Here is a 26497-nt window from a genome sequence, read left to right as displayed (position 1 = left end):
CGGGAATATTTCCACCCTTTTCTGACGAAACTGGAACACAGTACCTGCGATAAGAAGGTTAACGTTCAGGAGGGGAACTTTGATGACAAAATTTCGCTTATGTTTGCTGGCGCTGTGCATCGTATTTAGCGCTGTGAGCCCGGCCACCGCGGCGTTCGCGGAGGAAAAGGGGCAGAAGTCCGGCGGTGCCGCCAAGGCGGCCGATCTGGCGCCGCAGGCGCGCTCGGCCATTCTGATGGATGCCGGGACCGGAACCGTCATTTACGAGAAGAACAGCCATGATAAGCTGCCTCCGGCAAGCATCACGAAGATCATGACGATGCTGCTCACCGTTGAAGCGCTGGATGACGGACGGCTGAAGCTGACCGATAAGGTCCGGACAAGCGACTACGCTGCGTCGATGGGGGGTTCACAGATTTTTCTGGAGCCGGGTGAAGAAATGACCGTCGATGAGATGCTGAAGGGCATCGCGATGGCTTCCGGGAACGATGCGTCCGTGGCGATGGCGGAGAAGCTCGCCGGTTCGGAGAGCGCTTTTGTCGACCTGATGAACAAGCGGGCGGAGGAGCTCGGCATGAAGGATACACATTTTGCCAACTGCAATGGGCTTCCTGCCGAGAACCACTATTCCTCTGCGCGTGATATCGCGGTCATGAGCCGCGAGCTCCTGAAGCATGAACGGATTATCAAATACACCGGCTCCTACCAGGATTATCTGCGCAAGGATTCGGAGAAGCCGTTCTGGCTCGTAAATACGAACAAGCTGGTACGCTTCTATACAGGGGCGGACGGACTGAAGACCGGCTATACCTCGGAAGCCAAATTCTGTCTGTCGGCGACCGCGTCAAGAGACGGGCTGCGGGCAGTCGCCGTCGTGCTGGGAGAGCCCAATACGAAGACCCGCAACAGCGAGGTATCGGGCATGTTCGACTTCTTGTTCTCGCAGTATAAAGTCCATACGATTCATAAGGCCGGCGAGACGCTGGGCACACTCAAGATCGGGAAGGGCGTAAAGGCCGAGCTGCCGATCAAGGCGCAAGAGGACTACACCATTTTGCTGAAAAAAGGAATTACCCAGGAAGGCGTCCGTCATGAAACCGTCATTCTGGATCAAGTCAAGGCTCCAATATCCAAAGGGCAGACGATTGGGAAGCTGGTTGTTTACCAGGGCAATACGATTGTGAAGCAGTATGAGCTGAAGGCGCCCGAAGATATTGCCAAGGCCGGCTGGTGGAAGCTGTTCAAACGGACGGCAGGCTCGATGTTCAAGGTGAACTGACGGATAGAGCGGCGCGTCAACACTGAGGGATTCGTCCCTTCATGCTTTGCCGGACATGAGGCGGTTTATGCCGGCTTGTCCCGATCCTTTTGTAGAACGATGAGAGTTTTCTTCTAGTTTTGTCGTGAGGCAGGATTCGCTCTTTGCCGCGTAGAAATCGTTGTCCTTGAAGACGTTGTAAGCTGCCAAAGACCGTTTCAAAGCAACGAAGAGGAGAGTGGCAAATATGAATTCTCATGTACAGTTGGAGCATCACAGGGGTGTGCTGGTCGTTCGTTTGACCGGGGAGCTGGACCATCATGCGGCCGATTTTGTGAGAATGGACTTGGATGAAGCGATTTTGCGGAAGCAGGTGGAGCATCTTGTGCTGAACTTGAAGGATCTCCAGTTTATGGACAGCTCGGGGCTGGGTGTTATTCTGGGACGGTACAAGCTGATTCGCAGCAAAGGCGGAAAAATGGTCATCTGCGATGCCAACCCGCCGGTCAAGCGGCTCCTGGAAATGTCGGGTCTGCTGAAAATCATGCCGCTGTATCAGGATGAAACTGCAGCGCTTTCGGATTTGGAGGTCGCGTTATGACACAAGCACAAGCGGAAAATTACATGAGCGTCCAGTTTGCGGCGCTGTCGGAGAATGAGTCGTTCGCGCGCGTAGTCGTCGCGGCTTTCGTCTCCAGGCTCGACCCGACCCTGGATGAGCTGAACGATCTGAAGACAGTTGTGTCGGAGGCGGTCACCAACTGTATTATTCACGGCTATGACAGCGATCCGTCGGGGATTGTATACATCTCTGCGGTGATCAGAGGGGAGACGGTGCATCTTATGATCGAGGACAAGGGTAAGGGCATCGACGATCTGGAGCTGGCGCAGCAGCCGCTGTACACATCCAAGCCGGAGCTGGAGCGTTCGGGCATGGGCTTTACCATCATGGAGAACTTCATGGACGAATTTGAAGTCGCCAGCGAACCCGGACAAGGGACCTCGATCCGGATGAAGAAGACGATCGTCTCAAAAAAAGCTTTATATAATTAGGGGATGGAGCCATGGATGCAGAATCAAAAAAAGCTCCGCAGACCTATTTGGACGATGCGGAGGTCAAACGGCTGATCGCGCTCAGCCAGGCCGGGGACACGACTGCCCGCGACACGCTGGTGGGCTGCAATATCCGGCTGGTCTGGTCGGTGGTTCAGCGGTTTATGAACCGGGGGTACGAGCCTGACGACCTGTTCCAGATCGGCTGTATCGGTCTGCTGAAGTCCGTGGACAAGTTCGATCTCAGCTATGACGTCAAGTTCTCAACCTACGCTGTACCGATGATTATCGGCGAGATCCAGCGGTTCCTGCGTGATGACGGCACTCTGAAGGTCAGTCGGTCGCTGAAGGAAATGGCCAACAAGGTCCGCAAAATGAAGGACGAGATGTCCAAAACGAATGGCCGTCTGCCGACAATCGGCGAGGTGGCGGAGGCGCTGGGCGTTACGCCCGAAGAAATCGTCTTCGCCCAGGAGGCCAACAAGCCGCCAACCTCAATCCACGAGACCGTGTTCGAGAATGACGGCGACCCGATTACCCTGATCGACCAGATTGCTGACGAGTCCCAGGAGAAGTGGTTCGACAAGCTTGCGCTGAATGAAGCCATCGGTTCCCTGACCGAGCGTGAACGGCTGATCGTCTACCTGCGCTACTACCGCGACCAGACCCAGTCCGAGGTCGCAAGCCGCCTTGGCATTTCCCAGGTCCAGGTGTCGCGGCTGGAGAAGAAGATTTTGCAAAGTATCAAGGACCAGATTGCACAGTGAATGGTTGCCGAACGGATGACCCGTAGGAAGAAGCCTTGGCGAAGGCTGCTTTTTACGGGTTTTTGTCTGCTTTGGAATATTAGTTGTTTTATTGATGTTTTTTGCCGAATATAGTAGTAGACAGTCCCAATAACATAATTTACAATGAGTGCATATTTGAAAATATAGGATGAATTATAAATATTTTATCAATATTTTTAAGGAGATGAGGGTGTTGGTCGGTATTTATGGCGTGAAAATCCCCAAGTCACCAGGAACAGATTATCATGAGGTACTGAATCGTCTGTCGGAAGAGAGGAGAAACCGTACGCTTCGCTTTTCCAGAAAGGATGACCGTATCCGAAGCGTAATAGCGGAAGCCTTGATTCGAACTTTGTTCCTTCGGGAACATAAAGTTGACAACGAATCTCTTCGGTTCACGGCTAACCGATACGGCAAACCTTTTCTTGCTGCATATCCGGATTATCATTATAATCTATCGCATTCCGGAGACTATGTTCTTTGCGCCGTTGACCAGCAGCCTATAGGAATCGATATAGAAGAGATTAAGCCTATAGACCTAACTATAGCCGACCGCTTCTTTTCCGGCAGGGAGAATGAGGAAATAAAGGAAATACCCGAAGATAGGCGTATCGGTTATTTCTATCAATTGTGGACCGCCAAGGAGAGCTATATCAAGTTTAGAGGTAAAGGACTGTCCATGCCGCTCAATTCTTTCTCTATCCGGATTGACGATAACGGTATTGAGCTGTCAGAGAAAGACGGCTGTCCGCTGAAAGAACCGGATTGCTATTTCAAAGCGTTCCATCTTTCCCCCCAATATAAGGTCACACTATGCTCTGAAAACCCAAATCATCCCGAAGAAATACAAAGGATCGATGGCCTTGAACTATTCAAGGAATTTGTTGAGGTGTCGGGAGGGAATTATGCAGCGCGTTAAACTGTCGGCAACGAATTATTCAGGTATGGCTGACAGTGACTTTATTAATCTCCTTAGGGCAATTACTGAATATCCGGAAAAAGTGATAATGGTCATTAATCAGGTTCTATCAGCTAAATCCCTCAATTCTTCCGGGGGACGTACGGTTTGAACATTTTTCTCTCATTCGTCATGTTTTTCTCTCTCATGTCAGGCATTGAAAATAGACTTCATGATATGATAGAGGGGAAAATATAAAAAAGGATGGAGTGTGGCTACATGCAAGAGGAATTGGCAAAAGCGTTAAATGAGCAAATGAATTTTGAATTTTATTCGGCGCATGTGTACTTGGCGATGGCAGCGTATTGTTCGGGCGAAAGTCTGGACGGGTTCGCGAACTTTTTTCTGATTCAGGCGGAAGAGGAACGTTTTCATGCGATGAAGATCTACAAATTCCTTAACGACCGGGATCAGCGGGCTACTCTGGCGGCACTGCCTGAGCCGAAGAATGATTATGCTTCCGTTCTGGAAGCTTTTGAGGCAAGCTACGCCCATGAACAGAAGAACACCAGCAAATTCTATCATCTGGCCGATCTGGCGCTTGACGCGCGTGAGCATGCCACGATTTATTTCCTGAAATGGTTCATTGACGAGCAGGTCGAGGAAGAGGCGCTGTTCAGCAACATTATCCAAAAGCTGAAACGGATCGAGAACGACAGCAACGCTTTCTATATGATGGACGCCGAGTTTGCGGCCCGCACATTTACGCCTCCGGCCGAGTAAGACCGGCGGCCCTGGCTTCTGAGGGGTACATACTTAAATCAAGCCCGAGCCTGAGTGCCGGGCTTTTTTGTGTTGCCATAAGGGGCTGTTTTCGGATACAATTCTATCGATAATGATTATCAATATCAAATATTTAGAGGGATTTATATATGCACTTACTGGAGGAGAGCGATGGAGCACCAACCGGAATTATACGATGTAACGATTATCGGCGGAGGGCCTGCCGGTATGTATGCGGCTTTTTATTGCGGTATGCGTGACCTGAAGACCAAATTAATCGATGCGAATCCAGAACTGGGCGGTAAAATGCTCATATATCCCGAAAAGGTCATTTGGGACGTAGGCGGTGTCACGCCTGTACTTTGCAGGCAGCTAATCGACCGGCTTAAGCAGCAGGGGGTTACCTTCGATCCGGCCATTGTACTGGGGGAGCAAATTGCCTCGATGGACCGGCAGGAGGATGGGACTTATCTATTGACCTCCTCGGGGGGAAACATCCACTGGACCCGCACGGTAATTCTGTGTATCGGGTACGGTATTCTAAAGATGGCGAAGCTGGAGATTGAAGGAGCGGACCGATATGAGATCTCTAACCTGCATTATACCGTTCAGGAATTGGAGCTATTTAGAGGCAAGCATGTGCTGATATCCGGCGGCGGTGACACTGCAGTAGACTGGGCAAACGCGCTGGAGCCGGTGGCGGAGCGGGTTACCATCGTGCATCGGCGCGAGCAGTTCGGCGGACATGAGAAGAATATTGCCAACATGAAAGCGTCCTCGGTAAATGTACGCACGCCTTATTCGGTAAGCCAACTGTACAGCTCCGGTGGTGAACGAATAGAGGAAGTTACCATCTGTCATGTGGATACCGGAGAAACCGAACGGATTAAGGTGGACGCCGTCATCGTCAATCACGGGATGAGATCCGATTTCGGACCCGTGCGGGAATGGGGGCTGGACATGGGGGAATGGAGCGCGAATGTCAGCGAAAAGCTCGAAACGAATCTGCCCGGCGTGTTCGGCGCGGGTGATTTTGTCAACTATGGCAGCAAGGTGAGGCTGATTGCCGGAGCGTTTACGGACGCGGTATTAGCGGTGAACAGCGCTAAGCTGTACCTTGATCCGGAAGCCCCGAAGGTCGCTTACGTCTCTTCGCATAACGAACGCTTCAAAGAGAAGAATAAAGCGCTGGGCGCTCTGGAATGATCGGCAGAGGTTGACGGTCCGCAGGATATCCGCTAAGTGAGAGGAAGGCTGCGCTGTCCTTACTGGGGAGGCACAGCCTTCCGCCTTATTTCGGCCTTTCGCCAAGGGCAATGTTCCGGGGTAGGATGGGAAACAAATTTTTTCTATAAAATGCTAAATAAAGCGTTTACACAAAATCTTCCTTATGCTATGATCGAATAAACATGATCATGCAAACGTTTGTGAATTTTCTGCTGTGCTTGGAAACCGGAGAGGCAGCAGATTTTTTATGCGTTCTGTGCAAACGTTAGCACCAATGTTTAATGAACCTAAAGCGGAGGGGATAAAATTTCTATGTCAATGGAGTATGACAAGAAACGCTGGCGCTGGCTCTCTTTTGTAACCGCTATCATTATGGTTTTTCAGTTGGTTTCGGGGCTGCTGCCGACAGCGGCGCACGCCGATCCGGACACCTTGGCTGCCGATTCGCTGACCGACCAGCCGGGCGGGGCAACGAAGTGGATCGTTGTCGGCATTCAGAATTGGGACAACAGTAATACGCAAATGCAGATGAAGCATCTGGCAGGCGGATTTTACGAGTATTCCACCGTGCTGCCAGCTGGCCACTACGAGTTCAAGCTCGTTAAATCCGGCACCTGGAGCGGATTTGACAACAGCGGCAATAACTTTTCCTTTGATCTGGGCGCGTCCACGAAGGTCAATTTCTACATAAATGAGGACCTGAATGAGGCGCGGATCAGCTTGCCGAACGTGCAGGGAATCCAGCAGTATACCCCAACTCTGCCCCCTGACAAGTGGCCCAGACTGGTCGGAGATCTGCAGCCTGTCTTCGGAGAAGCGGAGTGGTCGCCGGGAGAAAGCCAGCAGTTTTTTGTCGATTACAACTTTGATAACACGGTATACAAAATCCAGCGGAGCCTGCCTGCGGGGAACTATCAGGCGAAGGTCATTTTCGGAACCGACTGGAACAACGACGAGAACTACGGAGACAACGGTCAAAACCTTGCTGTAAACGTGCTGGATCCGGCCAATGTAACGTTTACGATTGATTACAGCTCGGGCAGCAGAAATCTGACCCATGATTATGTTGCAAAAAATTCGGCCTACGACGGCAAAATCGATAAAGGCGCCATCGCGTTCGACAGCCGTTCCATTACTTACAAGAAACCCTTCGGTGCAATTAAAAAGGGGCAGCAGGATGTCACTTTGCGGATTGCCGCCCAGCAGGGCGACGTGCAGTTGGCTAAGGTGGAGCTGACGAATTCGGATTCGCTGTCCAAAGATTTTACGATGAACCGGGTGACTTCGGTAAATAACAAGGATTATTTTGAAGTGACGATTCCGGGAAGCCAGTTCTCCAAGATCGGTATTTGGGGCTATAAATTCATCCTGGTGGACGGTGCAGCCAAAGCAGAGTATGGCGATGACACTTCCAGAGGCGGAAGCGGAAGCGTCAGCGATGACGGCGCCGTTCCTTACGATCTGACGGTATACGATCCGGACTTCAAAACGCCGGACTGGATGAAGAATGCGGTGGTTTATCAGATTTTTCCGGACCGCTTCTTTGACGGGGACAAGAGCAACAACCGCGCCAAGACTGCGGATGGATACCGAGGGGCGAACTCGGATAAATATGCGACAGAGAAGGACGGACAGAAGCTGCAATATTTTGACGGCGGGGTAACAAATGATCCGACTCCGGATCAAGTTTGGGGAACGTGGGACGATGTACCGGAGAATCCCGACCGCACCACAGCGGAGAATAAGCCTTCCTATCCGGACGCCCGGACTGATGGAGCATGGACCAACGAGTTCTACGGCGGTGATATCCAGGGGATACAGGCCAAACTCAGTTACCTGAAATCACTGGGTATTACAACTCTGTATCTCAATCCCGTAGCCTGGGCGGCTTCCAACCATAAATACGATGCCACCGATTATGAGCATCTGGACCCGATGTTCGGCGATCCGGTTTATAATACCCCTGGCGATCCGTCCTCGGGACTGGATTACACCGCTTCGCGGGCGGAATCCGACCGGGTATATCAGGCTTTTGCCAAGGCTGCCCACGAACAGGGAATGCATATCATTAACGACGGCGTGTTCAATCATGTGGGGGACGACTCGATTTATTTTGACCGGTATGGTAAATATCCCGAAATCGGTGCCTACGAATACTGGGCCAAAGTCTATGAAAAAATGAACGCGGACAAAATATCTAAGCCGGACGCGGAAGCCGCGGTCCGCGCGGAGTTTACGGCCAAGATCAATCCGCTGACAGGTGTAAAATATAAGTACCCGGACGATTTTTCATATACAACCTGGTTCACCATTTCGAACGAAAAGGTTAAGAACCGCGACGACGACAACCTGCATTACAAATACGACGCATGGTGGGGATATGACTCTCTGCCGGCGATGGATGCCAAAGAACCGCAAACGGAAGCAACGGACTTTTTTCCTGTGGATACAGAGGCGCTTGAGGGGCAGAACGAATGGAATAACATCGGCTATCGTGAGGCGGTCATCGGGCATGACCTTGCCGGTCTTAGCGAAGCCGACGCCGACAGAGAAATGCAGTCAACTAACTCGCAGAGATGGATGTGGATGGGCTCCAGCGGCTGGCGGCTTGACGTTGCTCCCGACGTATCGGGCGGCACGTGGCAGAAATTCCGCGAAGCGGTCAAATCGACCGAGGGGAGAACCGACGCAAACGGCAATCCGATTGAGGAACCGCTCATACTTGGCGAAGAATGGGGCGTTGCCACGCGCTACCTGCTCGGGGATCAGTTCGACTCGGTAATGAACTACCGTTTCCGGGGGGCGGTTCAGAGCTACATGATTTCCGGAGATGCGAATACCTTGAACCAGTCGCTGGAATCGATTCGTGAGGATTATCCGAAGGAAGCGTGGCAGGTCATGCTGAACCTGGTGGATTCGCATGATACTACCCGATCCCTCACAAAATACGACTATCCGGAATATGAAGAGGAGCATTTGGTGATTGCGAAAGATGCTACTGAGCGGGCATTGAAGCTGCAAGCTTTGACGGCGATTCTGCAAATGGGCTATCCCGGCGCTCCAACGATCTATTATGGCGATGAAGTCGGTGTCACAGGCACGAAGGACCCTGACTCCAGACGCGCTTTCCCATGGGAACGAATTGTTGAGAATGACAGCGGCAGTTACAGCGCAGCAGGAAAGTATGCAGAGCTATTCGGCACCTATCAGAAGGCGGCGAAGGTTCGGGAGGACAATGAAGTCTTCCGTACCGGCGATCTGAAGGCGGTCTATGCAAGCGGGGATGTGATTGTATATGCCCGTAAAAATGATACCAAAGGCGCGCTGGTCGCCATTAACCGGGGCAGCGACGCCCAGACTGTTCAGGCTGATGTCACCGGCTTTTTGCCCGAAGGTATAACCCTTCAGGATAAGCTGGGAAGCGGCGCGGAAGGCACGGTGACTGGAGGCAAAATCAGCCTGACGATTCCGACGCTCTCCGGCATGATGATGCTGTCGACGACTGAGTTGTCTGAAGTAGCTCAGGTCACCGGCCTGAAAGCGGCGGGAGGCAGCGGCAGCGTGGCTCTGTCCTGGAATGCCGTGGATGGCGCTGAGGGTTATATTGTCTACCGGGCGGCCATTGAAGGCGGCGGCCTGCAAAAGGTAGGCGAAAGCGGAAGCCTTGGCTTTACCGACAGCAGCGTCATTAATGGAAATAAATACTATTACACCGTGACGGCTAAAGTGGGAGCGAACGAGAGCGAGCCATGCGACATGGCTTCGGCAACGCCGGCTTTTGTCATTGATTCCGTCACAACGGTGCAGGAAGCAACCTATATGACGGTCGGCGTCGGCAAGGCAACCTACGAAATTCTGGTAGATATCAACATTCCCGGACTGACGGATGTGCCTGCCAATATTGGTCAGGATCCGACGGGCGTTATCGCCAAGCTGATTTACTATCCAAGCTCCGGCTCGCCGGATCAGGCTTTGGAAACGAAGCTGCGCTATAAAATGGACAATGCGGAGACCGGCTCCAAGGTGTACTGGGCGAAGTTCGAGCCGTCAGCGGCAGGCAGCTATACGTATTTGGCCCAGGTATCTACGGATAATGGAGAACATTTTGTATCTTCCAATCCGTCAATCCTGGCTGTCTCCCCCGACCCGGACGATACCGAAGGCCCGGCAGCCCCTGTACTGGGTGACATTCCGGTCGAGTCGAATATGACGCATCTGACCTGGACACTTGACGCGGCGGATGCCGCAGGCATCGAAATTTACCGGAAGGAGGCGGGAAAAGAGTATAGGCTGGTAGCTGCGCTTCCAAGCAGCATGCGCCAGTACACGGATTATACTGTCAGCAACGATACGGCTTATACGTATAAGGTCGCTGCCTATGACGCCGCTTACAATCGTTCTTACTCGGCGGAAAAAGAAGTCACCCCGAAGCTGGTCATGGTCGATGTCACGCTTCGCCTGCATTTGCCGGATTATACGCCGAGCACGGACGGCATTTATATCGCGGGCGATTTCAACGGCTGGAACGCCGGTTCGACCGCCATGAAGGTGCCGAGCGGCGCGACCGACAGAAGTGTGGTCGAATACAATTTCAAGATGATGGCGGGCAAGTCGATCCAGTATAAATACACCCGTGGTTATTGGGAGACCGAGGCGTTCACGAGCCATTCCCGGAATGCGGACGATACGACCGATATGGGCAACTGGGCATACAGCTCCACCGACACCAATATGAGGCTGACGATTGCCAATCAGGGCGGCAGCAAGCAGGTTATCGAGGATTACGTGCTGCGCTGGATCGATATGCCGATGATCGTTACGCTTCCTCGAACCTCGTACGGCACAGACATTGAGTATACGACGGACGAAAGTGCTATGAATCTAAAGGCTATCGTGCCGTTCGGCGTAGCCTTTACGATCAACGGGCAGCCGATCGCGGATGGCGCGATGGACGCTCACGGCAATGTCCTGCTAAGCAATATCCCGCTCGCGCCGGGAGTGAACAAGTTCGTGCTTCATATCGAGCCTACGGCTGAGACGCTGGCCCAGCCATGGTATACGGATAAAGGACGCGCCGGTCAGGCAACGAAGACGCTGGCGATTACCGTCACAAGATCTGGCAGCGATAACGGCGGCGGTGGCGGTACTACGCAGCCGACTCTGACTGAACTTACGGTGAGCCCGCCTACTTCAAGCCTGACCGTAGGCGACAAGTGGAGTACGTCTGTTCAGGCGCTTTACAGCGACAACAGCAAAGCCGATGTAACGTCGCAAGCAACGTTTGAGTCGGCGCAGCCGGGGATCGCCAGTGTTAGCGGCCAAGGCATCATAACGGCGGTAGCGGAAGGCAGGGCCGAAATTACCATCCGTTACGGCGGGCTATCGAAGGCAATTACAGTGCAGGTGGTTAAGAAGCCGGAGGAACCGGACGCGAGCAAACCGAAATTTTTAATCGTCGGCAAGCCTGCTTCAAGCCTGACTGTAGGCGACACGTGGAGTACCGTTGTTCTCGCCGTATACAGCGATGATAGCAAGGTTGATGTAACTTCACATTCGACGTTCGAGTCGAGTAACCCGTTGATTGCAAGCGTTGAAGCAGGGGGGAGGGTAAAAGCTCTCTCACCGGGTACGGCTGCCATTTCTGTCCGTTATAGCGGACTGTCTATGAGCTACGATGTTCAGGTGGTCCAACAGAGCGGCTCGGGCGGAACAGGCGGCACCGGCAGCGGAGGCGGCACATCGGCAGCCGATCAAACCCTAATAGCCGGGACGCAGACGGTAACGGCGGATCAGCTGAAACCTGACAGCAGCGGCGTCGTGTCGATCACGCTGGACCGTAATGCTGGGCGGCTCCTTCTGCCCGTTCAATCTGTATCGGCTGCGGGAATGAGCAGCCTTGAAATTAAGGGAGATCAGGTTACGCTGACCATTCAGGCAGAGGTATTGCAATCCCTCTCCGCCTTGCTGACAGCGGAGCAGCTGAACGGAGCGCATATTGCGGTGAGCGTGCATAAGCTGGAGCAAGCCTCCAAAGAGGCTGCGGCCAAGCAGCTGTCCCTGCCTTCTGGAACCGTTATGAGCTTTGCAAGTGAGGTGTACGATTTGGCTTTGCAAGCGGTCACGAAGGATGGTAGAGCGGTGAGTCTTGCCGCGTTCCCGAAACCGGTGGAGCTTACTTTCCACATGGACGCAAAAGCCGATTCACAGCTTACCGGCGTATACTACCTGAATGACGCCGGTATCGCGGAGTATATTGGAGGAGAATGGGACGGCGGCCTTCTCAAAGCGAAGGTGACCCATTTCAGCCGTTACGCCGCAATGGAATACATTAAGACTTATAATGATGTTCCGGCAGGACATTGGGCGAACCGGGCCGTTACCGTGCTGAGCGCCAAGCATATCGTGAACGGCATAAGCGGCGGAGGCTTTGCGCCGAACCAGCCGGTCACGCGCGCGGAGTTCGCGGCAATGCTCGTCCGTTCGCTGGGTCTTGCCGCTAAGGAGAAGGCATCTTTCTCCGATGTAACCGGTAAGGAATGGTATGCTGATTCCATAGCGGCCGCTTACGAGCGCGGAATTGTGAAGGGCGTGAATGCCGGGTCCTTCAAACCGCAGCAGCAAATTACACGCGAAGAGATGGCGTCCATGATCATCCGGGCCTATCAGGTGAAGGCGGGAATATCCGCGGCTTATTCGGAGCAAGCTTCATTCACCGACAGTTCACGCATCAGCGGTTGGGCGAAGAATGATGTGGCCGCAGCCGTGTCGCTTGGCCTACTGAAAGGCAAGGATGGCGGCCGGTTCGTGCCGAAAGAAAATGCAACCCGCGCCGAGTCCGCGCAAGCTCTGTATAATTTGATCTCGAAATAATAAGACATAGCTGCTTTTAGCCCCAAGCGGACGCTTGGGGCTGTTTGCTGAGGAAGGAGAGGGACATTAAAGCGAATGAGCAGCCCGCACATGAATGAGATTGCGGACTCGGGCGCTGCACGCTGCACCATCGACAATTGACGTTATTCGCTGGAAGGGGGGATTATGAGCTTGGCCTCTTCCTCAGGATTAAGCCAAAAATGCCCGTCTCCCAAATCCAGGAGACGGGCATTTATATGGGCTTAAGCGTTAGTCATTACTTTAGCGTGCTGTAATATATCCTTCCGCTTTCAGCAGCTCGGCGATCAGTACGGCGCCGCCGGCGGCGCCTCTAAGCGTATTGTGGGACAGTCCGACGAATTTGAAGTCGTACAGCGAATCTTCGCGCAGTCGGCCGGCAGAAATGCCCATGCCGTTCTCGAGATCGCGGTCCAGGTTCGTCTGCGGCCGGTTCTCCTCTTCGAAATAGGTGATGAACTGCTTCGGTGCGCTTGGCAGCTCCAGCTCCTGCGGGCGACCTTTGTAGTTCTTCCAGCTTTCCAGAATGTCTTCCTTGGAAGGCTTGTTCTCGAAAGAGACGAATACGGTGGCCAGATGGCCGTCCGTAACCGGAACGCGGATACATTGGGTAGTGATTTGAGGGCTAGATGCTTTTACAATCGCCCCGTCTTCAACAGTTCCCCAAATGCGCAGCGGCTCCTGCTCGCTCTTTTCTTCTTCACCGCCAATATAAGGAATGACATTGTCCAGCATTTCCGGCCAGTCGGTAAATGTCTTGCCTGCTCCGGAAATCGCCTGGTAGGTGCTGGCGACGACCTGTGTCGGTTTGAAGCCGCGCAGTGCGGTCAGCATCGGCACATAGCTCTGGATGGAGCAATTGGGCTTGACGGCGATAAATCCGGTTTCGGTTCCAAGACGCTTACGCTGGGCGGCGATAACCTCCAGATGCTCGGGATTGATCTCCGGAACGACCATCGGCACGTCCGGCGTCCAGCGGTGGGCCGAGTTATTCGAAATAACGGGCACGCCCGCTTTGGCGTAGGCTTCTTCAAGGGCCTGAATCTCATTCTTCTTCATGTCGACGGCGCAAAAAATGAGGTCAACCCCGGAGGCCACTTCTTCGACATGCGAAGCGTCTTGAACAGGAATATTCTTAACGGTTTCAGGCATTGGGCTGGAGAGCTTCCATCTGCCCTTTACTGATTCTTCGTACGTTTTGCCCGCAGAGTTCGCGCTGGCAGCGATTGCGGTTACCTGAAACCACGGATGATTTTCCAAAAGAGCGATGAAGCGTTGGCCGACCATGCCGGTTCCGCCGACAATACCGGCTCTAAGCTTTTGTGTCATAACGTTTTTCAGTTCCTTTCGAGGGCCGTAAAATAGCGGCATATAATGTACTGAATTATAAAGGATATGCCGGGAACGTTCAATATGAGAATGCACCCAAACAGCATATTTGTTTCATATTGTGTAAGGATTATGACGGATTTTTGTTGCCAATTGCATGAAGAGTTTGGGTGACGAACCATTTATGTTTTTCACGCATAGTGTCCTCGGTTGCTTGATCTAGTCCCCAATCGGGAAATCTGGAGCAGACGGAATGCCGCAAATAAATCCCAATAAAGGAGATTTGTGAAGTCAATCTCCATGCAAAGATGACATTGTTATTGGTCCGAGGCAAGGGCCAGAATGATTTTAACATATCCCGGATCATGGCCTCGTTCAGCGATTTGTCCATTTTCACAGAGTCAATATCCAGCATTTTCGTGATTATTTCTTCTTGTTTAGGCAGAAAGTCCAAGTGAAGCTTTGAGCAATCTACGCTGTCGGATTCAGCCATAAGTTCCTCCAAGTAAGCTTGCCATTGCTGCTCTTTCGATTTTCCCTCTATAATATAAGAGTATAGCACAGTGTGGTACATTGCTTTACCCTCGTCTAAGGGACATCAGGGTTATTAAGGGGTATTAATAGATATAGAGAGGAGTGAAGGTTATGACGACATGGAATTTGCAGGGAACAGCATGCCATTTGCTTGTCTGCGGGGGGAGCAGCTGCAAGAAACACAAAAGTGGGGAGATCGCGCAGGCGATCAAGAAAGAAATTGAGAAGCAGGGCGGGGAGGCTCTGATTCATACGACGTTTACCTCCTGCGCCGGACGGTGCGGAGATGCGCCGGTCGTTATTTCCTATCCCGAAGGGGTCTGGTACGGGGATATGTCGCCAAAGCGGGTCAAGGTGCTTGTCAGAAAATCGCTGGTGGGAAAGCGGTTCAAAAAAAATATCCTGTACACATTCGGGAAGGATGGCATGAAAGCTTCAGCCAAGGAAGGGATGAAGGGAAAGAAAAAGGGGAAAAAATAGAGTATTATGTAAATTGAACGCGAATTATACAGGTCTTCCGCCTTACCCGCACTCGGCAAAATAGCCGTCTGCGGGTTATTTTCTTTTGCGGCACGGGGCATTATCATCGAGTTGTTGGAGAAAAAGAAAGAATAGAGGTGAACGAACCGGATGTTCGTAAAGCTTGCCGACCGTGATCCCGTTCTAAACGGAAAAGTGTTCTTGAAAGACGAGATCCGCTATAACCTGCTGCATCTGATTTGTGGGAGTCCGGAAGCCCTGCGGATCAAGAGCAAGAGCGAAGATCTGATATTCGCTCAGACTCCGGGCTTCAATCCCTGGCTGTGGCTCTCCCCAGAGCTAACTGAAGAGCGAAAGGATGAGATGCTACGGAACCTGGCAGAGCATGTGCGGTCTCAAGTTTTTCCGGGGATATCCTCCGATCCCGGGACCGCAGAGTCTTTTGCACGTTATTATACGGAAGGCCGCAGGCTAAAAGCCCAGCCGTATATGATACTGGAAGCGTACATATGTCCCGAGGTTAGGCCCCCGGCAGATGTGAATGGATATATCGAACGGGCGAATGCGCGGCATACAGAAATGGTTGCGGCGAATATGTCCGCTTTTTCAAAAGAAGTATTCGGTGTCACGCCCATGCCCGACGATGTCTATAGAGCTGCTACGGCGGCTATTGGAACGGGAGGGCTATACCTGTGGAATGTAGATGGTATACCGGTCTCTATGGCGAGAATCGCTCACCGCACGGCCCGGCATGCCCGGATTAACGATGTGTACACACCGCCGGGCGAGCGGAAGAGTGGTTATGCCAGCGCCATTGTAGCGGCCATTAGCAGTTACTGTATACGGGACGGCTTGACTCCGCTGCTGTATGCGGACGCCAAAAACCCGGACTCCAATAAAGTGTATCAGTCGATCGGCTTTGCGGGCGCAGGAAGGATCGCGGATATAAGGTTTCGGTAATTTGTCTGCGGGATTTGACTTGTCTGCCGCAAGTTGACTATGCTATTAAAAAAAGCCGACGTACGCTTGATTAATCGCCGCATTGGGAGGCTTGGGGATGCAAAGATTGCAGATTTGGCCGGAGAGATTCCGCAAATTTTTTCTGAACAATAAATTCGTCGTTTTCCTGCTCGTGCTGCTGCTTATCGGGCTCAATGTGCTTGTATTCGCGAGGATACCGTTCATCTTTATGCCGTTATCGGTGCTGCTTCATACGGTGGCGCTGCCTGTTATTTTGTCGGGGGTCGCCTATTACCTGTTGAATCCGCTGGTGGACCGGCTGGAGCGTAAGAGCAAGGTTAAGCGCGCCTATGGGATCGTGATTTTGTATCTTCTTATTATCGGTGTCATAACCGTTATTCTGCTGACGGTCATTCCGATTATCAAGGGTCAGCTCTTGGATTTAATCGACAATTTCCCCCGTTACAGCGCTCAAATCCAAGAGGAATTCAGTGATTTAACGGGCAGCCGGCTATTCGATCAGTTACAGCAGAGCATGGGAGCCGACGTCAGCTCGCTGACGACGCGAGTGTCCGAATGGCTGACTACATTTCTACATAACGCTCTAACGGGTGTGGGCAGCTTGGTCGGAACGCTTACCGAGATCATTCTGGGAATTGTAACGACCCCGTTTATCCTTTTTTACATGCTCAGGGACGGCAAACGTTTCCCCGATTATATTCTGCATATGGTTCCTACCGCGCTAAAGCCGCAGACCCGGATGGTTATGTCTGAGATGAACAAACAGATTTCTTCCTATATCCGCGGTCAGATCATCGTAAGCTGCTGTATCGGAGCACTGCTCTACATCGGCTATCTGATCATCGGCCTGAAATATTCGCTTGTGCTCGCCATTGCTGCCGCTTGTACGGCAGTTGTGCCTTATTTGGGTCCGGCCATCGCAATTACGCCCGCGCTTGTCGTGGCACTGGTCACCTCGCCATTCATGCTGCTGAAAATGATTATGGTCTGGACGGCCGTTCAATTGATTGAAGGCAAGTTCATCTCTCCGCAGATCATGGGCAAGACGCTGAAGATTCATCCGATTACGATTATTTTCGTGATTGTTTTTGCCGGCAAAATGTTCGGGGTGATCGGCATAATTCTGGCCGTGCCCGGCTACGCTGTGCTGAAGGTAGTGGTCACGCATATTTTTCAGTGGTTCCGTTTCCGTTCCGGACTGTACGACTCGTCCGAGGACGGCAAAGAGCAGCCATAAGACAAACTGACGAAAGGATGAACGCTTGTGCGACAGCCTGAAGCTGCAACGATGTACGGAAAAGTACGGGGCATACAAGATCATGGCATTAACATCTGGCGTGGTATTCCTTTCGCCGCTCCTCCCACCGGCGAACTGCGTTTTAGGGCGCCTCAGCCTCCGGCAAGCTGGAACGGGGTGCGGGACGCCTTCGCCTTCGGCCCGGTATGCCACCAGCCGCCTGACCGGAAAGGCACCCGCTTTCCCGGAGGAACGCCGGTCTACGATGAGGACTGCCTATACCTGAATGTATGGGCGCCTGCCGGGGCGGAGTCTCTGCCTGTTATGGTATGGATTCACGGCGGGACGTTTCTGACCGGAGCGGGCAGCCAGCCGCTGTTCGACGGTGCCGCTCTTGCCCTCAGCGGAAATGTCGTTGTCGTATCGGTCAATTACCGTCTGGGACCGTTCGGATTTCTTCATTTGGCGCCGCTCGGCGATGACTACTCATCCAATGTGGGACTGCTGGATCAGATTGCCGCGCTGGAATGGACGCGAGGCAATATTGCCGGTTTTGGCGGCGACCCGCAGCGGATAACGGTATTCGGCGAGTCGGCGGGAAGCATGAGCATCGCCGCGCTGCTGGCAATGCCGGCCGCGCGCGGCCTGCTTACGGGCGCGATTATGCAGAGCGGCCCATCCCAGGCGTTTCGTCCCGAGCAGGGCGAGGCAGTTGCCTTAGGGCTGCTCGCCGAGCTGGGCATTGACCGGGCGAATGCAGGGAAGCTGCTGGAGCTTCCGGCCGAAGCCATTATGGAAGCGGCTGGAAGGCTAGTGCAGCGGCTGACCGGCGGTTCGCCCGCCATGATCTTTCAGCCTGTGGTTGATTCCCTGACACTGCCGGAAGAGCCGGTTCGGGCCGTCGCGAACGGTTCTGCGGCGGGTATTCCGCTGCTGATCGGCACGAACGCCCACGAAGGCCACTATTTTTTCCGTGAAGGTGCGCAGGTACCGGCCATCGAAGAGTCGCTGAAGGTGCTCCAGCAAGCGCTGGGTACACCGGATCTGTCAGAACTTGCCTCACATTATCCTGCGAACTGGGAGGGGCCTGCCGGGATCTTGACCGATCTGTTCTTCTGGGGCGGTGCGATTGCGTTTGCGGAGAGCCAACTGGAGCACGGACCGGTCTGGATGTACCGCTTCGATTGGGGAGTGAAGGAGCATCCGCTGCTCTTAAGAGCGGTACACACCGCGGAGATCCCCTATGTGTTTGGCAATATGTCGCATTTGCGGGACTTGGGACTCGCAATCAGCCCGCCGATGGAGTCGCTTTCGAGTAGCATGCAGAATGCATGGATTGCATTTGCCCACGGAGGAAGACCGGGTACCAGAGACCTTCCGTGGCCGGAGTACGGGCTTACGGAGCGAGCCACCCTTATTTTTGACGAAACCGCATGCGTGGTGAAGGACCCTGACCCGGAGAAACGCCGGCTGGTGTTCAAATATATTTCTTAAGATTGTATCGTTTGCATAAAACTCTTTACGAATCAGGGAAAAAGGAATAAGCTGGGATTGTGAAAAAAATTACGGAATACAAGATTCTCGGGGTAAGGTGAAATTCCTGACCGGCGGTGAGGTTCGCGAGGGCGGACCGCAGCCCGCGACTCCTTTTTTTCTTAGCTGGAAAGAAGGGACTGATCTGGTGGAAATCCAGAGCCGACGGTAAAGTCCGGAGGAGAGAGGATCAAAGGATAGGAACGGCTTTTTGCTAAGATTAAAGAATTTATAAGTTTTCAGCGGAGCTGAACAATTCTTTAATCGCAAGAAAAGCTACCGCTAATGAAGGATTCGGCGGCATCTTCGAAAGGGCACCAATCGGTGCTTTTCTTATGGACGTTTTTATTCAATATAACCCCCGAGATTGCCTCAAATTGGCACTCGGGGTTTTTTTGGTCTTGAACGGGATTTTGTATCGACAAGGAGAAATGATTTATGAGTAATGTAACGGCTTCTTCTCAAACTCAAACGGTGCGGACGGCGCCGCTGCGCGGCGGATTCTGGCTGGTGGTTCTTGGGGCGGCTCTATGGGGCGTCGACCCGCTGTTCCGCATCCTGCTGCTGAAGTCTCTGACTTCGTCGCAAATCGTGCTGCTGGAGCATGTGGTGCTCTTTCTGGCGGCCGCTCCCGTGTTATGGCGCCACCGGGCCGAACTGAAGCGAATACGGCTGCGGCATGCGGCCGCATTGATCTTCGTATCCTGGGGCGGATCGGCCGTGGCGACCATCCTGTTCACCAAGGCGCTCGCAGGCGGCGACATTAACGCTGTGGTGCTGCTCCAGAAGCTGCAGCCGCTGTTCGCCATTGGCCTTGCCGCCCTGGTGCTGAAGGAACGGCTGCCCCGCTATTTCGGTCCGCTCGTTCTGCTTGCGCTCCTTGGCACCTATTTGCTGACCTTTGGCTGGAGCATGCCGTTCGGGCAGGCCGCCAGCTTCATCGGAATCGGCAGCGTCATGGCTCTTGGAGCAGCGGCGCTGTGGGGCGGATCGACCGTGATGGGCCGCTATCTGCTTGGAACTATGAAGTACGAGACCGTTACTTCGCTGCGCTTTATTCTGGCGCTGCCGTTTCTATTCGTCCTTACGTCGATGGAAGGAGCGCCTTGGCAGCTGCAAGGGGGACTCGGTTCCTCCGCCGCCATAGCAATCAATCTGCTGCTGCAGGCGCTTCTTCCCGGGCTGCTCAGCATGCTGCTGTACTACAAAGGACTGAGTACAACCAAAGCCTCTTTTGCGACACTCGCAGAGCTAAGCTTCCCGATGACCAGCCTTGTACTGAACTGGATCGTCTATCAACAGCTAGTCACGTGGCAGCAGATTCTGGGCTTTGCGATGATCTGGACCGCGCTGTTCTTCATCTCCAGCCAGCAGAGAGAACGGCTTGAGGCGGCGAGCCAGCCGAATTCATAAAGCATGCCATGGAACGCCTGAGGGGACAGCCCCAGGGCAAATGCTCGAATATAGAAACGTCCAAGCCGGTTAACACCGCTGGCTTGGACGTTTTTTTCTATTTGGAAAAGTCAGTTGAAATGGGGAACCAGCTTGACAGCTCCGTATCCTAGCGATGCCAGCTGGCCCTGGGTCATGAACAGCCTGCCGCCAGTGCTGAAGCTGTTGGAAGGTGTGAGAGTGATTTTTGCCGCTCCCTGCGAGATTGTATATTGATAGTTCGAGGCTTTATAGGATGTTCCCGGCTGATCCAAGAGCTCCACCTTCCAGCCGAGGGCTGTCGCGAGAGGCCGCACAGGAATCCAGCGTTTGCCGTCTGCTTCAAATACTGTACTTACCGGGATGCTGAGGCCGTTGATCTCCGCCGTATACTCATATTGTTCAATAACGGGTACCGGGACGACGGGCAGTTCGGCAGGATTAATGCCAGCAGGTAAGGCTGATGAAGGTCTGGAAAGGACAGAAGGATAGATGGCCGACCGTTCTGCTTCACTCGTGAGAAGATGGGAGGCAGACGTCTTCAGATCGTACACCCTCTGCAGCCGGCGCGGCTCGTTCTCCACATACAGCAGTTTGGAGATGGAATTGTTAAAGGCATACATCGAGCCTGCTAGGACAGTGGTTCTTTTTCCCGTCTCTGGATTGTAAGCCGTAATCAAATTTTGTTTCGCCTGGCTGTCATACCCGGATTCCAGCAGCGTGTGTTGGTCGTACCAGCCCGTACGAAAGCTTGTCTGCATAGTTTTATACAAAGAAACGTCTCCGGTCTTCATATTTTTTAAATAATAGTCGTTAAGCTTGGCAATGTAGTCGCTGTATGGCGATAGACTCTTTACATAAAGATAGCGGGAACGCTCCAGAAGTCCCCATTTCCCGTCCGGTGACAGCGAATAGATATTTTTGTGGACAATGGCTTGGCGATCTGGATCGTATACATAACTGCCCTCGGGATCATCTGAACCACCGATTATTAGTGAGCCGTCCTCTGCTGTTCTGAAGAAATGGAATGGTTCCTGCCATTTGGCAAAAGTGCCGTCCTGCTGCTTGTATACCACCGCATTTTGGTACTTTTCGTCAACCATGTAGCGGATCGAGTATATCTCAACTCCTTTGGCGGCATCCACCGCGTAATCCTGCACGCTGTTTTCGGATTTGGCATATACGGAAGGCAGGACTTGTCCACTAAGGGTCAGCAGCACCGCGGCGGCTAAGATTATTCGGATAAAGGCTTGGGATAATAACTTCATGATTTTGGTTAATCCTCCTTCTTTTGCAATATTGAGTATAGACTCATTCGGCCGTGAAAAGTTTCGGGATATTCCTGATATAAGCAAGTCAGTCTGATGATTGCCCATGCGCAAGAGTAAAAATAAACCTTTCCACCCATACTACCGTTAATCTGGCTTACTGGCGTTAGTTTGAAATAGGAGGACAAGCGGATGAAGACCCACTCTGGTTCCGCCATCTATATACAACTGAAGAATCGGGTGACGCTTCCTCAAGGTAAAGGTGTGAAGCTTGGCGACATCGCATACCTGATTGCACCGCCGGAGTGGGAGGAGCGGCTAAAATCACTGCTTCTGGTCCAGCCGGAGTACAGCGACGGCAACCTGATCCTCATCGATCTGCTGAAGGTCATTCCTCTGGTGAAGCAGCTGCTGCCGGAAGCCGATATCGAGCCGATTGGAGAAGGAAAGACGATTGTCCAGATCAGCGAATCCAAGGGCGGTCAGAAGCCGTCGCCTGCGATGTTCGCGCTTGTCTGGCTGCTGCTGTTCTTTGGCGCGGCGCTGACGATTATGAATTTCCATGCGGACGTGAGTATGCAGGCGGTCCAAATCCGGATTGTGGAGATGCTGACCGGCCGCAGGGACGAGCATCCTTATCTGTTCCAACTGGCCTATTCCATCGGTATCGGGTTCGGCATGGTGATCTTTTTCAATCATCTTTTTAAGAAAAAATGGAATGAGGAGCCGACCCCGCTCGAAGTGGAAATGTTCCTGTATCAGAAAAATATCGACCAGTACGTTATTCATGAGGAATACCGGAAAATGAAGCGTGACGAAGGCGGAACAAGTGAAAGGGAGGAAGTGTAAATGACGGCTCCGATTGAGGTGGGCCTGAATTTGATCCTTGGCATTGCGGGAGGCATCGCCGTCGGCGGCGGGGTGATCGCTCTGTTTGTCGTGCTCGACATGATTCCGCGGTTGGCGCAGCTGACGAAATCTTACGATAAGGTTCACTGGTATGAAGGCGCTATGGTCAGCGGATCGCTGCTAGGCACGGTGAGCGATTTCTGGAACTGGAAAATTGCAGCAGGCCCGGTGGCCGAAGCGGCGGTCGGCTTGTTCGGGGGAATCTTTGTCGGCATGCTTGCCGCCGCCTTGACGGAAGTTCTTAACGTACTGCCGATTTTGGCCAAACGCCTTCATATGACTTCACACCTGTTCGGTCTGCTGATGGCGATGGTATGTGGCAAAGTGGCGGGTTCCTTATTTGATTGGTTTGTGTATCGACAGTAAACGGAGGGCTAAAGATGAGCAAATACATTCATAGCGGTGATTACTTGGACAGCAAAGGACCGAAGCAGCCGCTTTCGGATGCGGAGAACGCCGGAGATACCAGCGGGGCATCCAATCTTGTTGTGGAGCAAGCCGCCGGAGAAACCGAAGCAGCGGCTGAGAGCGACGCGTCGAGCGGCGCCAGTGAAGGAGTGAGCGCTGGCGCAGTTGACTTGGCGACAGGCTTCGTAATGAAGCAGAGCGCCGGAGCGGGCGAAATGGAAGCATCCTGGGAGCCTGGAGCTCCGGAGGAGGGCTCCGAAGGAGGGGTAACCGGCTTTATCAAGAGTATTTTGAGTGGTGAAGACGGCAGTAAGGAATCTTCTTCAGAGCAGGCTCAGGCAGGTTCGAACCTATCCCCGGACGAAGAACGGCCGGAAGAGCAAACTGGCGATGGGGCGCAAAAGGGAGAAGAAAATCAGGGTGCGGAGAGCCTTCAAGAACAGGAGGCGGCTTCGGGGCAGCCTAAAGATCCCAAGCAGGAGAAACGGGATAAGGAACTTTCAAATTCCGTGAAAGAATCCATTATATATTGGCATGGCGAGGACAAGATTCCGGAATCGCTTGATCAGACAAAAGAAATTTTGACCGAAGTGATGGGCCTTGGAGCGTCATTCGACGTAGTATTCCGGGAAATGGTCTTAGGCGGCAGAAAAACGGGTCTTTTATTAATCAGCGGCTTTGCCAAGGACGTCGTCCTGGATGAGATCCTGAAGCGGCTTACCTACTTGACCCCAGTCAGTATGTCTTCTGATGCCTTGGCCGCATTTATGAATGAGTACATCCCTCATATCCAGGTCGAGAAGGCCGATCGGATGAGCGACGCGATCAACCAGGCCATGGCGGGGATGAGCGTTCTGTTTATTGAGGGAGAATCGCATGTCATCATCATGGATACGCGGCTTTATCCGGTTCGGGGGCCGGAGGAGCCATCTATCGAGCGAGTGGTGCGGGGCGCGCGCGACGGGTTCACGGAGACACTGCTGAGCAATATCGCCCTTGTTCGCCGCAGGCTGCGTGATCCGGGACTGAGAATCGAGCTTCACAAGGTGGGACGGAGGACGCAAACGGATGTGTCCATCGCCTATATCGACGATATTGTGGATAAAACCCAGGTCAAAGCGGTCACCGAAAAAATCAAAAGCGTCGACATTGACGGCATTCCGCTGGCAGACAAGCAGTTGGAGGAGGCAATCATAGGGAAGAACTGGAATCCGTATCCTATGGTCCGTTATTCCGAGCGGCCGGACGTTGTCGCTTCCCACCTGCTTGAAGGCAGGGTCGTCTTATTCGTTGATACGTCCCCCAGCGTAATGGTCATCCCGACGACGTTTTTTGATTTGTGTCAGCATGCGGAAGAGAACCGCCAGACCCCGCTTATGGGCTCTTATTTGCGGTGGGTTCGGCTCGCCGGAATCTTCGCTTCCATCTTCCTGCTGCCGCTCTGGATGCTGTTAGTCATCCATCCCGAGCTAAAGCCCCCGATGCTCGAATTTATTGGTCCGCAGAAGAATGCCAGAATTCCGCTGCTTGCCCAGTTTCTGATCATCGAGTTCGGTGTGGATTTGCTGCGCATGGCCGCAGTGCATACACCCTCACCGCTTGGTTCGGCCATGGGCCTGGTCGCCGCGATTCTGATCGGAGACATCGCCGTGCAGACCGGACTGTTCGTTAATGAGGTTGTCCTGTATATGGCCGTGGCTACGATCGGCATGTTTGCTACGCCAAGCTATGAGCTTGGCTTGGCCAACCGGATTGTCCGCCTGCTCCTGCTTCTGGCCACAGGCTTCTTCCATGTTTCAGGACTTGTGGTCGCCTCGACCCTGTTCATCGTTCTGCTGACGGTCAACCGTTCCTACAACTCGTCCTATCTGTGGCCATTCATACCGTTTAATGCAAAGGCTATGGGGGCAATCCTGTTCCGCGTGCCGGTGCTTTCTTCCAAAACAAGGCCGTCTTTCAATAAAACGAGGGATAATACGCGTATGCCTCTAACCGCCGGAAAGAAGGACAAATCGTAGGATAATACAAATCAACTGCATATTTGTCCATTCTATGGCGTTCCCTTCCTCTGCTATACTGAATAGCATAAAAGAATGGGATGGATATTCCACAGAAATCGGAGGATTGCGAATATGTATTTACACGGGACGAGCCGGATTAACGATGCCGGTCATTTGGAAATCGGCGGATGCGACGTTACGGAACTCAAAGCCGAGTACGGAACTCCGCTATATATCATGGATGAACAGCTTATCCGCCGCCGCTGCCGCGAATATATGGACGCTTTTGCCGCCAGCGGGCTGGGCTTCCAAGTAGCCTACGCCAGCAAGGCGTTCTCGGTAATGGCGATGTGCCGGATCGCGGATGAAGAGGGGCTTTCCCTTGATGTCGTCTCCGACGGCGAGCTTTACACAGCTTTGCAGGCCGGATTTCCGGCTGACCGGATTCACTTTCATGGCAACAACAAGACGCCGTTTGAAATCGAGATGGCACTGGACGCGGGAATTGGCTGCTTCGTCGTCGACAACTTCGTTGAGCTGGAGCTTCTGCAAGCCATCGCGGCGAGCAAGCATGTAAATGTCAATATTCTGCTGCGCGTAACGCCTGGTGTTGAGGCGCATGCGCATCATGCCTATGCCGCCACCGGCCAGACCGATTCCAAGTTCGGTTTCGATATTGGCAACGGCTCGGCCTTTGAAGCGGTAAAACAGGCATCTGCCAAGGACAATCTGACGCTGCTGGGCGTACATTCGCATATCGGCTCCCAGATTTTTGAGACGGAAGGCTTTGAAATGGCGGTTGAGCGTGTAGCCGACTTTGCCCGCCGCGTGAAGGAAGAACTGAACACCGAGTTCCGCGTGGTCAACCTCGGCGGAGGCTTCGGCATCCGTTATACCGAAGGCGACACGCCGCTGCAAGTATCCGAATATGTCGCCGCCATCACTGGCGCGGTGAAGAAGTATTTTGCGGGAATCGGCGCGGTGCTGCCTGAAATCTGGGTCGAGCCGGGCCGCAGTATTGTCGGCGACGCAGGAACGACTCTGTATACGGTCGGCACGAACAAGACGATCCCGGGCGTACGCAAATATGTCGCGGTCGACGGAGGGATGGGCGATAATCCGCGTCCTGCGCTCTATGAATCGAAATATGAGGCGCTGCTGGCGAACCGTGCGAATGAGGCGTCCGTGGAGACCGTATCCATCGCGGGCAAATGCTGCGAAAGCGGCGATATGCTGATTTGGGATGTGGAGCTGCCGGAAACGAAGAGCGGCGATCTGCTCGCCGTAGCTTGCACAGGCGCCTATAACTATTCCATGGCCAGCAACTACAACCGTATCGCCCGTCCGGCCGTTGTATTCGTGCAGAACGGACAAAGCGATCTTGTGGTCAAGCGTGAAAGCCATAGCGATCTGATTGCCAATGACATTATTCCGGCGCGAATCGCGAAACAGCCGGTAACGAAATAACGCGTGTAGCGCGGGCTTTGAAGGC

At 53.1% G+C, this 26497-nt stretch carries 21 protein-coding genes and 1 riboswitch; of the genes, 18 read left to right on the top strand and 3 right to left on the bottom strand.

All coding sequences use genetic code 11. From position 1 onward, the window contains the following. Nucleotides 1-82: 82 nt before the first annotated feature. The 9 genes from PDUR_RS17195 (at nucleotide 83) to PDUR_RS17160 (ending at nucleotide 12877) form a co-directional block, all read left to right on the top strand. Nucleotides 83-1279, top strand: coding sequence for a D-alanyl-D-alanine carboxypeptidase family protein (locus tag PDUR_RS17195; protein ID WP_042207384.1), 1197 nt, complete (start codon nucleotides 83-85; stop codon nucleotides 1277-1279). A 226-nt stretch (nucleotides 1280-1505) separates the two neighbouring features. Next, nucleotides 1506-1859 carry an anti-sigma F factor antagonist gene (spoIIAA, locus tag PDUR_RS17190; protein WP_042207383.1) on the top strand — a complete coding sequence of 118 codons (354 nt, stop codon included), beginning with the start codon at nucleotides 1506-1508 and terminating at the stop codon, nucleotides 1857-1859. Then, nucleotides 1856-2311 carry an anti-sigma F factor gene (gene spoIIAB, locus PDUR_RS17185; protein WP_042207382.1) on the top strand — a complete coding sequence of 152 codons (456 nt, stop codon included), beginning with the start codon at nucleotides 1856-1858 and terminating at the stop codon, nucleotides 2309-2311. The genes spoIIAA and spoIIAB overlap by 4 nt, the downstream gene beginning before the upstream one ends. 11 nt (nucleotides 2312-2322) lie before the next feature. Next, entirely contained in the window at nucleotides 2323-3078 is a 756-nt protein-coding gene (gene sigF, locus PDUR_RS17180) for an RNA polymerase sporulation sigma factor SigF (RefSeq protein WP_025690402.1), read from the top strand. Nucleotides 3079-3292: 214 nt separating this feature from the next. Beyond that, nucleotides 3293-4018, top strand: coding sequence for a 4'-phosphopantetheinyl transferase family protein (locus PDUR_RS17175; RefSeq protein WP_052410263.1), 726 nt, complete (start codon nucleotides 3293-3295; stop codon nucleotides 4016-4018). Further along, nucleotides 4005-4169 (top strand): hypothetical protein, encoded by a 165-nt coding sequence (locus PDUR_RS28815; RefSeq protein ID WP_156130485.1) that lies wholly within the window; start codon nucleotides 4005-4007, stop codon nucleotides 4167-4169. The genes PDUR_RS17175 and PDUR_RS28815 overlap by 14 nt, the downstream gene beginning before the upstream one ends. Before the next feature lie 107 nt (nucleotides 4170-4276). After that, nucleotides 4277-4780 carry a ferritin gene (locus PDUR_RS17170; RefSeq protein WP_042207380.1) on the top strand — a complete coding sequence of 168 codons (504 nt, stop codon included), beginning with the start codon at nucleotides 4277-4279 and terminating at the stop codon, nucleotides 4778-4780. Between the two features lie 171 nt (nucleotides 4781-4951). Further along, nucleotides 4952-5986 (top strand): NAD(P)/FAD-dependent oxidoreductase, encoded by a 1035-nt coding sequence (locus PDUR_RS17165; RefSeq protein ID WP_042207378.1) that lies wholly within the window; start codon nucleotides 4952-4954, stop codon nucleotides 5984-5986. A 333-nt stretch (nucleotides 5987-6319) separates the two neighbouring features. After that, complete coding sequence (locus tag PDUR_RS17160; protein ID WP_052410262.1) at nucleotides 6320-12877, top strand: S-layer homology domain-containing protein; 6558 nt, start codon at nucleotides 6320-6322, stop codon at nucleotides 12875-12877. Between the two features lie 261 nt (nucleotides 12878-13138). Here the strand turns inward: PDUR_RS17160 and asd are convergent, their stop codons facing one another. Together asd and PDUR_RS17150 are read right to left on the bottom strand one after the other, a co-directional pair. Further along, entirely contained in the window at nucleotides 13139-14224 is a 1086-nt protein-coding gene (asd, locus tag PDUR_RS17155) for an aspartate-semialdehyde dehydrogenase (protein WP_081949563.1), read from the bottom strand. 130 nt (nucleotides 14225-14354) lie between these two features. After that, nucleotides 14355-14717, bottom strand: a complete 363-nt coding sequence (locus PDUR_RS17150; RefSeq protein ID WP_156130483.1) for a hypothetical protein — start codon at nucleotides 14715-14717, stop codon at nucleotides 14355-14357. A 152-nt stretch (nucleotides 14718-14869) separates the two neighbouring features. On the opposite strand from PDUR_RS17150, the gene PDUR_RS17145 reads away from it, so the two are divergent. The 5 genes from PDUR_RS17145 to PDUR_RS17125 all read left to right on the top strand — a co-directional run bounded on the left by PDUR_RS17145 (nucleotide 14870) and on the right by PDUR_RS17125 (nucleotide 20402). Continuing rightward, the gene (locus PDUR_RS17145; RefSeq protein ID WP_042207376.1) at nucleotides 14870-15238 is read left to right on the top strand and encodes a (2Fe-2S) ferredoxin domain-containing protein; all 369 of its coding nucleotides are present in this window, start codon (nucleotides 14870-14872) and stop codon (nucleotides 15236-15238) included. Between the two features lie 150 nt (nucleotides 15239-15388). Beyond that, nucleotides 15389-16198 carry a GNAT family N-acetyltransferase gene (locus PDUR_RS17140; protein ID WP_042207375.1) on the top strand — a complete coding sequence of 270 codons (810 nt, stop codon included), beginning with the start codon at nucleotides 15389-15391 and terminating at the stop codon, nucleotides 16196-16198. Between the two features lie 97 nt (nucleotides 16199-16295). Continuing rightward, nucleotides 16296-17456 (top strand): AI-2E family transporter, encoded by a 1161-nt coding sequence (locus PDUR_RS17135; protein WP_042207373.1) that lies wholly within the window; start codon nucleotides 16296-16298, stop codon nucleotides 17454-17456. Between the two features lie 27 nt (nucleotides 17457-17483). Then, nucleotides 17484-18950 carry a carboxylesterase/lipase family protein gene (locus PDUR_RS17130; protein WP_081949562.1) on the top strand — a complete coding sequence of 489 codons (1467 nt, stop codon included), beginning with the start codon at nucleotides 17484-17486 and terminating at the stop codon, nucleotides 18948-18950. A 79-nt stretch (nucleotides 18951-19029) separates the two neighbouring features. Further along, a riboswitch (FMN riboswitch) is annotated at nucleotides 19030-19184 on the top strand. A 243-nt stretch (nucleotides 19185-19427) separates the two neighbouring features. Further along, entirely contained in the window at nucleotides 19428-20402 is a 975-nt protein-coding gene (locus PDUR_RS17125) for a DMT family transporter (protein WP_042207372.1), read from the top strand. Nucleotides 20403-20512: 110 nt separating this feature from the next. Here the strand turns inward: PDUR_RS17125 and PDUR_RS17120 are convergent, their stop codons facing one another. Beyond that, nucleotides 20513-21688, bottom strand: coding sequence for a hypothetical protein (locus PDUR_RS17120; RefSeq protein WP_042207370.1), 1176 nt, complete (start codon nucleotides 21686-21688; stop codon nucleotides 20513-20515). Nucleotides 21689-21880: 192 nt separating this feature from the next. Here PDUR_RS17120 and PDUR_RS17115 point away from each other — a divergent pair, with 192 nt between their 5' ends. The 4 genes from PDUR_RS17115 to lysA all read left to right on the top strand — a co-directional run bounded on the left by PDUR_RS17115 (nucleotide 21881) and on the right by lysA (nucleotide 26472). Continuing rightward, nucleotides 21881-22537 (top strand): stage V sporulation protein AA, encoded by a 657-nt coding sequence (locus PDUR_RS17115; protein ID WP_042207369.1) that lies wholly within the window; start codon nucleotides 21881-21883, stop codon nucleotides 22535-22537. After that, entirely contained in the window at nucleotides 22538-22963 is a 426-nt protein-coding gene (locus PDUR_RS17110; RefSeq protein ID WP_042207368.1) for a stage V sporulation protein AB, read from the top strand. It begins immediately after the preceding gene. 14 nt (nucleotides 22964-22977) lie between these two features. Then, the gene (locus tag PDUR_RS17105) at nucleotides 22978-25023 is read left to right on the top strand and encodes a spore germination protein (RefSeq protein ID WP_233277385.1); all 2046 of its coding nucleotides are present in this window, start codon (nucleotides 22978-22980) and stop codon (nucleotides 25021-25023) included. Between the two features lie 114 nt (nucleotides 25024-25137). Beyond that, a complete protein-coding gene (gene lysA / locus PDUR_RS17100; RefSeq protein WP_042207367.1) occupies nucleotides 25138-26472 on the top strand; it encodes a diaminopimelate decarboxylase in 1335 nt (444 codons plus the stop codon). Nucleotides 26473-26497: the final 25 nt, after the last annotated feature.

The sequence above is a fragment of the Paenibacillus durus genome, from assembly GCF_000756615.1.
Taxonomy (GTDB): domain Bacteria; phylum Bacillota; class Bacilli; order Paenibacillales; family Paenibacillaceae; genus Paenibacillus_AQ; species Paenibacillus_AQ durus.
This window is presented reverse-complemented; position numbering and strand designations above follow the sequence as displayed.